The sequence below is a fragment of the Micromonospora sp. NPDC048170 genome (genome assembly GCF_040652795.1).
In the GTDB taxonomy this organism is placed as follows: Bacteria; Actinomycetota; Actinomycetes; order Mycobacteriales; family Micromonosporaceae; genus Micromonospora.
The window spans coordinates 18,422-32,570 of record NZ_JBEZMR010000039.1 but is presented as its reverse complement, the minus strand read 5'-3'; the positions used below and the strand labels follow the sequence as shown (position 1 = coordinate 32,570).

Below are 14,149 nucleotides of genomic sequence, written 5' to 3'. Positions count from 1 at the left end.
GCGACGGTACGCGTCCATAGCAGATCGACTGGTTCGGCGGGCGTTGTCCACAGGGCGCGCGGTTGTCCACAGGCTGTGGGGACGGGGCGGCGATTGGGGCGGTGCCGGAGCAGGGTCTCGGGTCAGCAACCCCCGAGTCCGACCGCTGGAGGCCGCGATGCCACCCCGTACCTCCGTCCCGCCGCACCGGCGCCTGCCGCTGCTCGTCACCTCGGACGGCGAACTGCTCGACGACCTGCTCCGGCTCGCCGCGGCGGGCGGCGTCGAGGTGGAACTCGCCGCCGACCCTGCCGCGGCACGTACCCGCTGGCTGCCCGCCCCGCTGGTGCTCGTCGGCGCCGACCAGGCCCAGCCCTGCCTGCGGGCGCGGTTGCCGCGGCGGCCACGGATGGTGCTGGTCGGCCGGTCCGGGGAGCTCGATCCCGGCTGGCAGGTAGCCGAGCTGATCGGCGCGGAGCACGTGGCGACGCTGCCGGCAGCCGAGCCCTGGCTGGTCGACCGGTTCGCCGAGTGCGGGCCGGAGGGCGCCGAGCCCGGTGGTGCCCGGATCGTCGCCGTCCTGGGCGGGCGGGGCGGCGCCGGAGCGAGCATCCTCGCCGGCGGGCTCGCCGTCACCGCCGCCCGGGCCCGGCTGCGCACCCTGCTCGTCGACGCCGACCCGCTCGGCGGCGGGCTCGACCTGGTGCTCGGCTGGGAGCAGTTGGAAGGGCTGCGCTGGCCGGCGCTGACCGGCGCCGACGGCCGGGTCGACGCACCGGCGCTGGTGCGGGCCCTGCCGAGCCGGGGCGACCTGGTGGTGCTCTCCTGGGACCGGGGCGACCTGCTCGCCCTTCCCGCCCAGGCGATGGCGGCCACCGTCGACGCCGCGCGGCGGGGCAGGGACTTCGTGGTGGTGGACCTGCCCCGGCAGTTGGACGACGCGGCCGTCACCGCGCTCCAGGCGGCCGATCAGGTCTACCTGGTGGTCCCGGCCGAGCTGCGGGCCACCGCCGCGGCGGCGCGGGTGGTGGCGTCCGCCGCCCCACACTGCGCCGTGATGTCGGTGATCGTGCGTGGTCCGGCACCGGGCCGGTTGAGCGCGGCGGAGGTGGCCAGGGCACTCGGGCTGCCGCTTGCCGCCACGCTTCGCCCGGAACCGGCGCTGGCCCGTGGGCTGGAGCGGGGCGAGGCGCCGGCCGCCCACGGCCGGGGGCCGCTGGCGGCGCTCTGCCAGCGGATCGTCGCCGAGTTGACCGGATCGCCGGCGGCGGGTGCGGCATGACCGGGCCCGCCGAGGGCGAAACCCTGGCCGCCCGGGTGCGACAGCGCATCGCGGCAGCGGCGGCCCCGGTCACCGCCGCCGCGATCGTGTCCGCCGTACGGGCGGAGCCCACCGCCGCCGTCCTCGGCGACACCGCGGTGCTGCGGATGGCCGACCGGGTGCACGACGACCTGGTGGGAGCAGGTCCGCTCGCCCCGTTGCTGGCGGATCCGGAGGTCACCGACGTGCTCGTGAACGGTGTCCGGGTCTGGGTGGACCGGGGACGGGGCCTGCACCAGGTCGCGGTGCCGCTCGGCACGGTGGACGACGTACGCCGACTCGCGCAGCGGCTCACCGCCAGCGCCGGCCGGCGGCTCGACGACGGCTCCCCGTACGCCGACGCCCGACTCCCCGACGGCACCAGGCTGCACGCGGTGCTGCCGCCGGTGGCGACCGACGGGCCCTACCTGTCCCTGCGGACCTTCCGGCAACGGCCCTTCACCCTCGACGAACTGGTGAGCCAGGGGACGGTTCCCCGGCCGGTGGCACCGGTGCTGTCCGCCGTGGTGGCGGCCCGGCTGGCGTACCTGGTGACCGGCGGCACCGGCTCGGGCAAGACGACCCTGCTCAACACGCTGCTCGGACTGGTCCCCGCCACCGAACGGATCGTGCTGGTGGAGGACGCGGCGGAGCTGCACCCTCGACACCCGCACGTCGTCGGCTTGCAGGCGAGGACGGCCAACGTGGAGGGCTCCGGTGCCGTCGGGCTGACCGACCTGGTGCGCCAGGCCCTGCGGATGCGGCCCGACCGGCTGGTGGTCGGCGAGTGCCGGGGCGGAGAGGTCGTCGACCTGCTCGCCGCCCTGAACACGGGTCACGACGGAGGAGCCGGCACCCTGCACGCCAACGCCCCGTCGGACGTGCCGGCGCGGCTGGAGGCACTCGGGATGCTCGGTGGGCTGCCCCGCCCCGCGCTCCACGCCCAGGTGGCCGCCGCGCTCCAGGTGCTGCTCCAGGTGCGCCGCAGCGCCGAGGGGCGGGTGTTGGAGTCGGTCTGCCTGCTCCTGCCGGAAGGCCCGGACCGGTTGGTCACGGCAGTTCCCGCCTGGGTACGCGGGCGCGGACCGACCCTCGCCGCCCGGGCGCTCGCCGCACTGCTGCGGGAGCGGGCCGTACCGGTGCCGCCGGTCCTCACCGAACCGTGGCCCGGATCGGCGGGACCGAAGTGAGCACCCCGTACGCCCTGGTGGCGCTGCTCTCGGTCCTGGTCGCGGTCCTGCTGGTCGGGGCGGTGCGTGGTGGCCGGAGCTGGCGGGGCGCGCTGGCCGCCGGGGTCGGGGGAGGCGGGCGCACCGGGGCGGAGGACCCGCTCGTCGACTGGATCACCGAACTGCGCCGGACACCTGCTCAGGGCGTTGAGCCGCCCCGCCGGCCGTTCGACGCCGATCCGGCTTCCGGCCAGGCGGTGGGCGGAGACCGAGACGGTCCGCGCCAGCCGGAACCGGCGTGTCCGCAGTCGGTCGACCGCCGCGACCCGCGCGACGAACTCTGGGTTCGCCAACAGCCGCAGGCAGGTCGGGCAGCCCCGACCAGTGGTGTCCCCGGAAGTGGGCGCGAGCCGGGCGATGCGGCCCGGTGGGCGATCCGCGACGCGACCGACCGCTCGCCCTGGCCCTGGCCAGCCGGGGAGAGGCGTGGCGCGACCCGACCGGCGGGGCCGGCCCGACCCGGTGGCGGAGATCCCGCTCGGACCCGGCCACCTGTGCGACGGGACGCCCGACGCCCTGGCGGAACGCCGGCCCCGGCCGCCGCCCCACCCCGTCGGCCCCGTGCGCTGATCGATCCGGCGGGCGGGGATCGGTGGCCGGGATGGCTTCGGTCGGGCGTGCTGACGGAGTCGCCCAGGCGCACCCTGCTGCTCGCCGCGTCGGCCGGTACCGCAGCGGGCCTGCTGCTGGCCGGACCGGTCGCGGCGGTGGCCGTCGGTGCCTACGGCACGTTGGCCGCCCGCGCGCTGCTCCGACGGCAGAGCGGCCAGTACGCGGTCCGGGCCCGGCGACGCCGGCTCGACCAGCTCTGCGGGTTGGCCGCGGACCTCCGGGCCGGCCTGCCGGTGCCGGTCGCTGCCGAGCGACTCACCCCCGCGACGCCGGGAGCCGATGGTGAGGCTCCGCGCGACGACGGGGCGGCTACCGCTGAGCGGGGCGGGGCGGGGCGACTGGATCGACTGGCCCGATCGGCCGTACGCCTCGCCGACCAGACGGGCGCGCCGTTGGCGGAACTCCTGGAGCGGATCGAGGCGGACGCCCGCTCGGCCGACCGTGGGCTGGCCGCGGCGGACGCCCAGGCGGCCGGGGCGCGAGCCACCGCCTGGCTGCTCGCCGCCCTGCCGCTCGGCGGTATCGGGCTCGGCTACGGCATCGGCGTCGACCCGGTGGCGGTGCTGCTGCACACCCCGATCGGTGGCGCGTGCGCGGTCGTCGCCATCGCCCTTCAGGTCGCGGGACTGTTCTGGGCCGAGCGGCTCGGTGCGGCGCCGGGGCGGGTGAGCTGATGCCCCGGGTGGCCCTGGCAACAGGCTTCGTGGTGACCGTGGCCCTGCTCGCCGCGATGCTCGTCGCGGGGCGGCGGCCCCTGCGTCGGCTGCGCGCGCTGCGCAGGGCGCCGGTCGGCATGCACCCGGCCGCCACGCCCCGCCGCCCGGTCGGTCCCGATGACGAGGCGACGGAAGACGTGCGTCCTCGGCGGAGGCCCGACGCCGTCCGCGTCGCCGCGGGCCTGGGCGGCGTGGCTGTGGCGGTCATCGTCGGCGGCTGGCCCGGGGCGGTCGCGGCGGTGCCGACAGCGCTGCTGCTCGACCGGTTGCTCCGTCGGATCGAACCGCCGGCCGTACGGAACCGTCGGTTGCGGGAGGCCGCCGACCTTCCGCTCGCCGCGGACCTGCTGGCTGCGGCGATGCGGGCGGGGGCACCCGTGGACAGGTCGGTCCTGGCCGTGTCGGGGGCGCTCGACGGGCCGCTCGCCGCCCGGCTCGCCCGGGTCGGCCGGTTGCTGCGGCTCGGCGGGGGCGTCGAGGAGGCGTGGGCTCCGCTCGCGTCGGTGCCGGGGGCCGAGAGGTTGACGGCCGCCGTGCTTCGCAGCGCGAGCAGCGGAGCCGCGCTGGCCGGCGCGCTGACCCGACTCGCCGACGACCTCCGCGCCGACCGGTCCACGACCGCAGAGGCAGCCGCTCGCCGTGCCGGTGTGCTCATCGTCCTGCCGCTGGGGCTCTGCTTCCTGCCGGCCTTCATTCTCGCCGGCCTGGTGCCGGTGATCGTCGCCGTCCTCGGCGACGTGCTCTGACCCACCTCGAGAAAGGACGAGAACGTGCGCAAACTGTTGGCCCGCCTGCGCGGGGACGCCGGGATGAACACCGCCGAGTACGCCGTCGGCACGCTCGCCGCCGTCGCCTTCGCCGGGATCCTGCTGAAGGTGTTGACCTCGGGCAACGTGCAGTCCGCGTTGACTGCCGTCATCGACCGGGCACTCAAGTGAGCCGGCGCCGGTCGGCCGGCCGTGACCGGGGTTCCTTCACCGCCGAACTGGCGGCCGGCCTGCCGGCGCTCCTGCTCCTCCTGCTCGCCGGCCTGTCGGCGGTCAACGCCGTCGGTACGAGGGCGGGTTGCCTGCACGCGGCCCGGGAGGCAGCGCTGGCCGCCTCCCGGGGCGCCGACGGGACGGCCGCTGCGAGCGGCGCGGCCCCGGCGGGAGCCGAGGTGACCGTCACCGTCGACGGTCAGCGGATCATCGCCACCGTCCAGGCGCCCGTACGCGCGCTCGGCTCCCGGTTGCCCCGGATCGTCGTGACCGCCACGGCGGTCGCGGCCCTCGAACCCGGGGTCGCGGAAGCTGCCACACCGGTCCCGGGTGCTCCGGCAGGTGGACGGTGAGCGGGCGCCGGTGCTTCGCTGACCGGTCGCCCCGAGTCGCGGGCGGTAGCGCGGGGGAGCGTGGTGGGGCGACCGTCTGTCTGCTCGCGGTGGGGCTGGTGTTCGTCCTGGTCGGGTCGCTCGGTGCCGCCGTCGGCGCGGCCCGGGTCGCCCGGCAACAGGCCCGGGTGGCGGCGGATTTCGGCGCGCTGGCGGGCGCCGGCCGCGGGTTGTGGGGCGAGGCGGCTGCCTGCGGGCGGGCGGCCGAGATCGCCGCCGCCAACGGCGGCCGGCTGCTTGCCTGTCGGCTCGACGGTCTTGATGTCCTGGTGACCGTGGAGGTTGCCGTCAACCCGCTGCCGAGGATGGCGCGGGTGGTGACGGCCAGTGCCCGTGCCGGCCCGGTGCGCGGCTGATTGGACGCAGGCGTGGGGGACCCTGCCGGCTTGGTGATGTCTGGGATCGGGGTGAACGTCGCTCGCCATGCTGGGGCCGGAAGCTCAGCGCCGACCTGACGGGGACGCCTGGTTGACCACTTCCATGACGGATGCGGAGAGAGCAACTGCCGCGGAGCAACGGTGGCAGGATCAGACGCGGCCCATGCTCAGTGGTCTCGGCACCCGGGTGGAACAGATCCTCAGGCTCGCCGGAGGCGGTCGTGAACCGGGCGCGCGAAGAGGCGGCCCGGATCGCTGGCGCCGAGGGCGGGTAGCGCGGCGGCGAGTGGTTCAGGCCCGGGTGGGCGGCGTCCCGCTGCGCCTGCGACGCCGATGCAGCAGCCGGGCGGCGGTCACGGGCAGCAGGTTCAGCACGACAATGAGCGCGACCACCAACGAGGCGATCTGGCCGGTGGCGAGCCCGTGCAGCGCCAGCACCAGCCAGGCACAGGCGCCGGTGAGCAGCGCCTGGGCCGCCACGCGCAGCAGAACCCGCTGAATTGGCTGGGCCGTGCCGCCCGCGCCGGGCTTGCGGTAGCGCTGCCAGAGCGTGCTGACCGCCGCCGCGATTGCGATCAGCAGGGCGAAATCCAGCGCCCACATCGCTACCGTACCGACGCCAGCCTCGTCGGTCGCCGAAGGCACGGCGACTGTCGCGGCCACAAGCACGGCGAGGGTCGGCGGCCAGGTGAAGAGGAAGGCCCTTACCGCTGTCGTGAACGGGTTCGGGTCCGGGCCCGGCAGGCTTGGCGACGGCCGCACCTGTTGCGTGATGCCGCCGATCACGTCGTCGGAGGCCCCCACCGACTGACGAGCCGAACGCGTGTCGGGCAGCGGATCTGACATGCGGGCAAGGCTAATAACCCCTCGCCATGCCGGGCTCGGGCCAGGCCGTGCCTGGGCCGGGGTGCCGGGAGCCGACACCCCGGCCCGGACGGATCAGCGCCCCTGAAGGGCGTCGAGGCCGATGGCCATCGCGATCACGAGACGGCGGTCGACCTGCGGGTGATGGATCTGGACGACATACCGGTCGCGCAGGCCCCACTTCTTGATGACGGAGAAGACCGGCTGGCCGCCCGCGACGAAGTCGAAGTGGTACGGCAGCCAGGACAGCGAGTCGACGAACCGGCGCAGCAGCGCCACCGGCATGCTGCGTTCCTGGCCGGTTACCTGCGGCAGGCCAGGCTGCTCGACGTGCCACGTGGAGCGCAGCAGGGACTGGGCGAAGTCCTTGCGGAACAGGCCGATCGGGTTGCCGGCGTGGTCGGTCACGTCGTACGTGGCGCCGATGTCGAGGCGCTGGCGGGCCTTGAACCCGAGCAGTGGCTGCTGCTTCGAGTCGTCGGTGTAGATCGTCACCTGCTCCTTGAAGGCGAGCCGCTTCTGCTGGGCGAACGCCAGCAGCCCGGCTTCGGAGCCGTCCGGTGCGACGGCGTGGACCTCGTACTGGTTGACCATCATCCGGATCCGCTGCCGGATGTGGAACTGCTGCTGGGCCTGCAAGTTGTCGGGGTGCATGGGATCTCCTTCGAGGGGTCGCCGGAGTGTCGCACAGCTTCAACCACACCGCCGGCCGCAGGACGCGCGGCCCTCCGCCGCAGGCCAGGCGGCCAGCCGTCGGGACCGGCCGGCTCCGGCCCGACACTGGTACCCCACTCCCGACCCGGGTACGCGGCCCGGATCGCCGGCCCCGGCCCCGGGCCGGCAGGTTCTATGCCTGCTTTCCGCCGGCCAGATCGCCGGCCCGCGAAACCGGCACGCCACCGGAAGCCCCGCCGGGCACGTCATCGAGAGAGCCACCGGACACGTCACCGGAAGAGCCACCGGAGGAGGAGCCACCGGACCCGCCGTCGGACTGGCGGGGTGCCGGTACGCCCTCGGGCAGGTTGGCGAGCACCACGCCCAAGACCCGGACGGCGTCCGGCTTGGAGAGCGGGTTGTTGCCGTTGCCGCACTTCGGGGACTGCACGCAGGAGGGGCATCCCGCCTCGCAGCCGCACTCCGCGATCGCGTCCCGGGTGGCCCGCAGCCAGGCCGCCGCCGTCCCGTACGCGCGCTCGGCGAAGCCCGCCCCGCCCGGGTGCCCGTCGTAGACGAAGACGGTGGGGGCCTCGGTGTCCGGGTGCACCGCCGTGGAGAGCCCGCCGATGTCCCAGCGGTCGCAGGTGGCGGTGAGCGGCAGCAGGCCGATCGCGGCGTGCTCGGCGGCGTGCAGCGCGCCCGGCACGTCGGCGGGTTCCACGCCGGCGGCGGTCAGGGACTGCGGTGACAGGGTGAACCAGACCGCGACCGTGCGCAGTTCCCGGGCCGGCAGGTCCAGCGGGCGGGTGTCGATGACCTCGCCGGTGGCGATCCGCCGCCGCTGGTACGACACCACCTGGCTGGTCACGTCGACCTCGCCGAGGAAGAGCCCCACGGGCCCGGCATCCACGTACGAGCGGACCGACACCACCGACAGCGAGGTGACGTCGCGGGCGTGGGTGGACCAGTCCGGCTCCTCGGGGTGCACCAGTGCGCACCCGTCGGCCAGGTCGAGCGAGTCGACCACGTACGAGACGCCCTGGTGCAGGTAGACCGCGCCGGGGTGGAGCAGGAAGTGCGACGAGCCGCCGTCGACGGTGCCGAGCAGCCGCCCGGTCGCCCCCTCGACCACGCAGACCGGTGCGCCGCCCTCGCCGCGCAGGTCCACCTGCGGTCGTTCCCGGTGCCGCCAGTACCAGCCGGTCGGGCGCTGGCGCAGCGCCCCCGCCGCCACGAGCTGGTCCACCGCCTCCTTCGCCCCGTCGCCGAAGAGTGCCAGGTCGGCCGGGGTGAGCGGTGCCTCGGCCGCTGCGCAGGCCAGCTGCGGGGCCAGCACGTACGGGTTGGCCGGGTCGAGCACGGTCGCCTCCACCGGCCGCCCGAACAGCGCCTCGGGGTGGTGCACGAGGTAGGTGTCGAGCGGGTCGTCCCGGGCGACCAGCACGGCGAGCGCCTCCTGCCCGGAACGCCCCGCCCGCCCGGCCTGCTGCCACAGCGAGGCCCGGGTGCCCGGGTATCCGCAGATCAGCACCGCGTCGAGGCCGATCAGGTCGACGCCCAGTTCCAGCGCGTTGGTCGAGGCCAGCCCGAGCAGGTCGCCGTCCAGCAGCGCCCGTTCCAGCTCGCGTCGTTCCTCGCGCAGGTAGCCGGCCCGGTAGGCGGCCACCCGGTCGCCGAGCCCGGGCACCGCCTCGTCGAGGGACCGGCGGGCGTTCGCCGCGACCACCTCGGCGCCGCGCCGGGAGCGTACGAAGGCCAGCGTGCGTACCCCCTCGGCGACCGTGTCGGCGAGCAGGTCGGCCGTCTCCCGCAGTGCCGACCGGCGGACCTGGGTGAGGTCCGCCTGCTGGTCGGCGGCGGAGTCCGGTGGCAGCAGCGGCGGCTCCCAGAGCGCGAACGTCACGCCGCCGCGCGGCGAGGTGTCCTCGGTGACGGCGGCCACGGGCAGCCCGGTGAGCCGCCCGGCCGCCGTCGCCGGGTCGCCGGACGTGGCGGAGGCCAGCACGAAGACGGGGGTACGCCGCAAGCTCGCGCACTGCCGCCGCAGCCGGCGCAGCACGTGCGCGACGTGCGAGCCGAAGACCCCCCGGTAGGTGTGACACTCGTCGATCACCACGTATACGAGCCGGCGCAGGAAACCGGACCACTGGGCGTGCCCGGGCAGGATGCCGTGGTGCAGCATGTCGGGGTTGGTCAGCACGAAGCGGGAGTGCCGCCGGATCCACTCCCGTTCGGCGCGCGGGGTGTCGCCGTCGTAGCAGGCGGGGCGTACCCCCTCCAGTTCGAGCGCGGCGACGGCGCGCAACTGGTCGGCGGCGAGCGCCTTCGTCGGCGCCAGGTAGAGCACGGTGGCCCGGGGGTCGGCGAGCAGGGTGGCCAGCGCGGGCAGCTGGTAGGCCAGGGACTTGCCGGACGCGGTGCCGGTGGCCACGACCACGTGCTGGCCGTCGTACGCCAGGGTGGCCGCCTCGGCCTGGTGCCGCCAGGGCGCGACGACGCCGCGCCGGGCGAACGCCGCGCGCAGTTCATCCGGCGCCCAGTCCGGCCACGCGGCGGGTTCGCCGGCCCGTGCCGGCACCCGCTCGACGTGGGTGACCGGGTCGGCGCCGGTGCGGGCCCGCAGCCGGCCCAGCAGGTCGGCCGGCGTTCGCCCGGCGCCGATACCCGCGGATACGGTGGTCACGTTCTGCACTCTCGCACTGGTGTTCGGAGATGAAAAGCCGGGGGGCGGGGTAAGGAGAGGCCTCCGCCGGTGAGCCGAGCCGTGGTCCGGCGGGGATGGTTAGATGCCCAGGAGAGTTTACGGCTCTTGCGAGGGAGGACCGATGGAGCTGTCGCTGGCGACCCGCACCGTGGGCGAGCACACGGTGCTCGAGGTCGGCGGTGAGGTGGACGTCTACACCGCGCCCCGGCTGCGGGAGCGGCTCCTCGAGTTGATCGACGGCGGGGCCCGCCACGTCGTGGTCGACCTGGGTCGGGTGGATTTCCTCGACTCCACCGGGTTGGGTGTGCTGGTCGGCGCGCTCAAGCGGCTGCGCGCGGCCGGCGGCTCGTTCGCGCTGGTCTGTGACAAGGAGCCGCTGCTCAAGATCTTCCGGATCACCGCGCTCGACCAGGTCTTCCCGCTGCATCCCACGGTCGACGCGGCGATCGGTGCCGGCCCGGCCGGCGCTGGCGCCTGATGGCCACGGTCAAGCTCTCCTTCTCGCCGGCCCCGGTGCACGTGCGCACCGCGCGCCTGGTCGGCGTGGCGGTCGCCCGGCGGGCCGGGGTCCGCGAGGAACTGCTCGACGAGGTACGGCTGGCCATCGGCGAGGCGTGCACCCGCGCGGTCGCCCTGCACCGCCAGTACGGCGTGCCCGATCCCGTGTTCGTCGAGATGTCCGACACGGGGGCGTACGCGGTGCGCGTCGTCGACCGTGCGCCGATCGAGGCCGGTCTCGGCCTGGCCGCGCTGGACGCCGACCAGCTCGCCAACGAGTCGCTCGACGAGGACGACCTCACCACCGGGGTCGGTTTCGCGCTGCTGGCCGGTTTCGTCGAGGACCTCCAGGTCCGCCCGGTCGACGAGGGCATCGGCACCGAGGTGCGGATGGTCTGGCCCGTCGGCCGCTGAGGTGATCTTCCACCGCCCTCGCTGAGGGTGTCGTACGCCGTGAGAGGCCGCGTCCCGCCGGGGCGCGGCCTCTTTGGCATGGATGGACTCCTATATCAGATTTTTCCTCATAACACAGCGACGAAGATCATCGAGACGCGGTAGCCCCTCGGTGTGACCTCCAACACTGCGGAGGGCTACAGTACGCGAGTTGTCAGCAAGTGATCCATCTCGCAGCCAGCGGGAACGGTTGTTCATCGCTGGTCCCGCCGGGGTGGGTTGGCGCGTGCTTGCGACCACTCCGCATCCAGGCGCCGGGTCGGTGCGTCTCCACCGGCTGGCGCGAGCGTTCGGTACAGGAGGACACGCATGTCCGACACCTTGGCCGCCGAGGGCGGCGGGATATCCCTCACCGGAAACAACGTCACGTACGTCGTCATCGCCGCGGTGCTCGCGCTGGTGGCGCTCGCCTTCGCCGGCGCGCTGACGAAAGCCGTACTGGCCGCCGGCAAGGGCACCAACAAAATGCAGGAGATCTCGGGCGCGGTCCAGGAGGGCGCCTCGGCCTACCTGATCCGGCAGTTCCGCACCCTGGCGATCTTCGTGGTCATCGCCGTGGTACTGCTCTTCCTGCTGCCGGTGCACGACACCGACGGCAGCGAGACGGCGGTGAAGATCGGCCGGTCCGTCTTCTTCGTCGTGGGCGCGCTGTTCAGCGCGTTCATCGGTGGCGCCGGCATGTGGCTGGCCACCCGGGCCAACCTGCGGGTCGCCGCTGCCGCCCGCGAGCGGGAGGGTGGCCGGGAAGCCGCGATGAAGATCGCCTTCCGCACCGGTGGCGTGGTCGGCTTCCTCACCGTCGGCCTCGGCCTCTTCGGCGCCGCGCTGGTCGTGCTCTTCTACCGGGGCGACGCGCCGACCGTGCTGGAGGGCTTCGGCTTCGGCGCCGCGCTGCTCGCCATGTTCATGCGGGTCGGCGGCGGCATCTTCACCAAGGCCGCCGACGTCGGCGCCGACCTGGTCGGCAAGGTCGAGCAGGGCATCCCCGAGGACGACCCGCGCAACGCCGCCACCATCGCCGACAACGTGGGCGACAACGTGGGCGACTGCGCCGGCATGGCCGCCGACCTCTTCGAGTCGTACGCGGTCACCCTGGTCGCCGCCCTCATCCTCGGCCGCGCCGCCTTCGGCGAGGAGGGCCTGGTCTTCCCGCTGATCATCTCCACCATCGGTGTGCTCGTGGCGATCGTCGGCGTCTTCATCACCCGGCTGCGCGCCGCCGACCGCAACGGCCTGACCGCGATCAACCGGGCCTTCTACATCTCCGCGCTGCTTTCCGCGGTGCTGGTGGCGGTCGCCACGTACGCGTACCTGCCGGCCACCTTCGCCGAGCTGGAGGGCGGGCTGACCAACGTCAGCGAGAACCCGCGGACGGTCGCCATCGGCGCGGTCGTCATCGGCATCGTGCTGGCGGCGGCGATCCAGGCGCTGACCGGCTACTTCACCGAGACCAACCGGCGCCCCGTGCAGGACATCGGCAAGAGCTCGCAGACCGGCCCCGCCACCGTCATCCTCGCCGGCATCAGCGTCGGCCTGGAGTCGGCGGTCTACTCGGCGCTGCTGATCGGCGCCGGCGTGTTCGGCGCGTTCCTGCTCGGCGGCAGCTCCATCACGCTCTCGCTGTTCGCCGTGGCGCTGGCCGGCACCGGCCTGCTCACCACGGTCGGCGTGATCGTCGCGATGGACACCTTCGGCCCGATCTCCGACAACGCGCAGGGCGTGGCGGAGATGTCCGGCGACATCGACGAGCACGGCGCCCGCACGCTCACCGAGCTGGACGCGGTCGGCAACACCACCAAGGCGATCACCAAGGGCATCGCGATCGCCACGGCGGTGCTGGCCGCGACGGCGCTGTTCGGCTCGTACACCGACACGCTGAGCACCGCGTACGCCGACGCCGGGGTGGCCGACGTCGGCGCCGAGATCCTCAACTCGCTGAACGTGGCGAACCCCCGCAACCTGGTCGGCCTGATCATCGGCGCGGCGGTGGTGTTCCTCTTCTCCGGACTGGCCATCAACGCGGTCTCCCGCTCGGCCGGCGCGGTCGTGATGGAGGTACGCCGGCAGTTCCGCGAGCTGCCCGGGATCATGAACGGCACCCAGCGCCCCGAGTACGGCAAGGTCGTCGACATCTGCACCCGGGACGCGCAGCGCGAGCTGATGACCCCCGGCCTGCTCGCCATCCTCGCGCCGATCGCGGTGGGCTTCGGCCTCGGGCCGGGCGCGCTGGCGGCGTACCTGGCCGGGGCGATCGGGGCCGGCACGCTGATGGCGGTCTTCCTGTCCAACTCGGGCGGCGCCTGGGACAACGCCAAGAAGCTCGTCGAGGACGGCGCGTACGGCGGCAAGGGCTCCGAGTCGCACTCGGCGACGGTCATCGGCGACACCGTCGGCGACCCGTTCAAGGACACCGCCGGCCCGGCCATCAACCCGCTGATCAAGGTGATGAACCTGGTCTCGCTGCTGATCGCGCCGGCCGTGGTGGCCTGGAGCGTCGGCGACGAGCGGAACACCGCCCTGCGGGTGGGGATCGCCGTGGCGGCGACGTTGGTCATCGTCGCGGCGGTGGTGTTCAGCAAGCGCAAGGGCGTGGCGATGTCCGACTCCGACTCCGGCACGGGCGCGGGCAGCCCGGGCCAGCGGCCGGAGACGGTCAACGCCTGATCCGTCCGGCATTGGCGGTCCCCGATCGGCCCCGGTGGCCGGCCGGGGACCGCCCATACCCCGGCAAACCTGTCCGCTGCCGGTGCTCGACAGAGGCCGTACGCTGCAACGCATGCGTACGTGCCGGGCGACAGCCGCCGGAAAGCTCACGGTGGTCCTGGCCACGCTCGTACTCGTGGCGGCCGGCTGCGGCAGCGGTCCCAGCCCGCAGGCGTGGGCGGCGTCGGTCTGCTCGGCGCTCACCCCGTGGCGGGCCGAGATCAGCAAGCTGACCAGCAGCACCGACCAGCAGATGACCGCCCAGACCACCCCGGCGCAGGCGAAGGAGAACCTGGTGCGGCTCTTCGGTGGCGCGGAGCAGGCCAGCGAGACCGCCCGCCGCAAGGTCGAGGAGGCCGGCATCCCGGAGGCCGAGCACGGCGCGGAGATTTCCGCGGGCTTCCGCGCCTCGTTGGAGAAGGTGCGCGACGCGTACGGCCGGGCCCGCGACACCATCGACGGGCTGGGCACCGGCCAGCCCGCCACCTTCTACGACGGCGTCCGCGCCACCGTGGACACCCTGAACAAGGAGTACGACGCCAGCGCGCTCGACATCAGCCGGCTCAACTCGGAGGAGTTGAAACGCGCCTTCGACGAGGTGCCGGAGTGTCGCTGAGCGGGACCGGTGACCCGTCGGGCAGCGAGGCGCTGCCGGTGCTCTTCCCGGCCCCCACGGACCGGGTCG

General features: G+C 74.4%; 13 protein-coding genes and 1 pseudogene. 11 read left to right on the top strand and 3 right to left on the bottom strand.

What is annotated here, in order from left to right:
• The first annotated feature begins 157 nt into the window (after nt 1-157).
• From ssd to AB0D32_RS29775, 7 genes and pseudogenes are all read left to right on the top strand, one after another.
• Complete coding sequence (gene ssd / locus AB0D32_RS29805; protein WP_357097332.1) at nt 158-1,261, top strand: septum site-determining protein Ssd; 1,104 nt, start codon at nt 158-160, stop codon at nt 1,259-1,261.
• A complete protein-coding gene (locus AB0D32_RS29800) occupies nt 1,258-2,469 on the top strand; it encodes a TadA family conjugal transfer-associated ATPase (protein WP_357097330.1) in 1,212 nt (403 codons plus the stop codon). Before ssd ends, AB0D32_RS29800 begins: the two co-directional genes overlap by 4 nt.
• 668 nt (nt 2,470-3,137) lie before the next feature.
• Nucleotides 3,138-3,794, top strand: a pseudogene (locus tag AB0D32_RS29795) (hypothetical protein); the annotation flags it as partial.
• A 56-nt stretch (nt 3,795-3,850) separates the two neighbouring features.
• The gene (locus AB0D32_RS29790; protein WP_357097359.1) at nt 3,851-4,582 is read left to right on the top strand and encodes a type II secretion system F family protein; all 732 of its coding nucleotides are present in this window, start codon (nt 3,851-3,853) and stop codon (nt 4,580-4,582) included.
• 24 nt (nt 4,583-4,606) lie between these two features.
• On the top strand, nt 4,607-4,774 hold the full coding sequence (locus AB0D32_RS29785; RefSeq protein ID WP_076470820.1) for a DUF4244 domain-containing protein: 168 nt from the start codon (nt 4,607-4,609) through the stop codon (nt 4,772-4,774).
• Nucleotides 4,771-5,169 (top strand): TadE family type IV pilus minor pilin, encoded by a 399-nt coding sequence (locus AB0D32_RS29780; protein ID WP_357097327.1) that lies wholly within the window; start codon nt 4,771-4,773, stop codon nt 5,167-5,169. The genes AB0D32_RS29785 and AB0D32_RS29780 overlap by 4 nt, the downstream gene beginning before the upstream one ends.
• The gene (locus AB0D32_RS29775; protein WP_357097325.1) at nt 5,166-5,564 is read left to right on the top strand and encodes an Rv3654c family TadE-like protein; all 399 of its coding nucleotides are present in this window, start codon (nt 5,166-5,168) and stop codon (nt 5,562-5,564) included. The genes AB0D32_RS29780 and AB0D32_RS29775 overlap by 4 nt, the downstream gene beginning before the upstream one ends.
• Before the next feature lie 312 nt (nt 5,565-5,876).
• On the opposite strand, the gene AB0D32_RS29770 is transcribed toward AB0D32_RS29775, so the two are convergent.
• The 3 genes from AB0D32_RS29770 to AB0D32_RS29760 form a co-directional block, all read right to left on the bottom strand.
• A complete protein-coding gene (locus AB0D32_RS29770; protein WP_357097324.1) occupies nt 5,877-6,431 on the bottom strand; it encodes a hypothetical protein in 555 nt (184 codons plus the stop codon).
• Nucleotides 6,432-6,524: 93 nt separating this feature from the next.
• Complete coding sequence (locus AB0D32_RS29765; protein ID WP_357097322.1) at nt 6,525-7,103, bottom strand: hypothetical protein; 579 nt, start codon at nt 7,101-7,103, stop codon at nt 6,525-6,527.
• 193 nt (nt 7,104-7,296) lie between these two features.
• Nucleotides 7,297-9,798, bottom strand: coding sequence for a DEAD/DEAH box helicase (locus AB0D32_RS29760; RefSeq protein ID WP_357097320.1), 2,502 nt, complete (start codon nt 9,796-9,798; stop codon nt 7,297-7,299).
• A 133-nt stretch (nt 9,799-9,931) separates the two neighbouring features.
• Here AB0D32_RS29760 and AB0D32_RS29755 point away from each other — a divergent pair, with 133 nt between their 5' ends.
• The 4 genes from AB0D32_RS29755 (at nt 9,932) to AB0D32_RS29740 (ending at nt 14,080) form a co-directional block, all read left to right on the top strand.
• Nucleotides 9,932-10,288 carry an STAS domain-containing protein gene (locus AB0D32_RS29755; protein WP_357097318.1) on the top strand — a complete coding sequence of 119 codons (357 nt, stop codon included), beginning with the start codon at nt 9,932-9,934 and terminating at the stop codon, nt 10,286-10,288.
• Nucleotides 10,288-10,722, top strand: a complete 435-nt coding sequence (locus AB0D32_RS29750; protein WP_357097316.1) for an ATP-binding protein — start codon at nt 10,288-10,290, stop codon at nt 10,720-10,722. Before AB0D32_RS29755 ends, AB0D32_RS29750 begins: the two co-directional genes overlap by 1 nt.
• A 348-nt stretch (nt 10,723-11,070) precedes the next feature.
• Nucleotides 11,071-13,425 (top strand): sodium-translocating pyrophosphatase, encoded by a 2,355-nt coding sequence (locus AB0D32_RS29745; protein ID WP_357097314.1) that lies wholly within the window; start codon nt 11,071-11,073, stop codon nt 13,423-13,425.
• Nucleotides 13,426-13,537: 112 nt separating this feature from the next.
• The gene (locus tag AB0D32_RS29740; protein WP_357097312.1) at nt 13,538-14,080 is read left to right on the top strand and encodes a hypothetical protein; all 543 of its coding nucleotides are present in this window, start codon (nt 13,538-13,540) and stop codon (nt 14,078-14,080) included.
• Nucleotides 14,081-14,149: the final 69 nt, after the last annotated feature.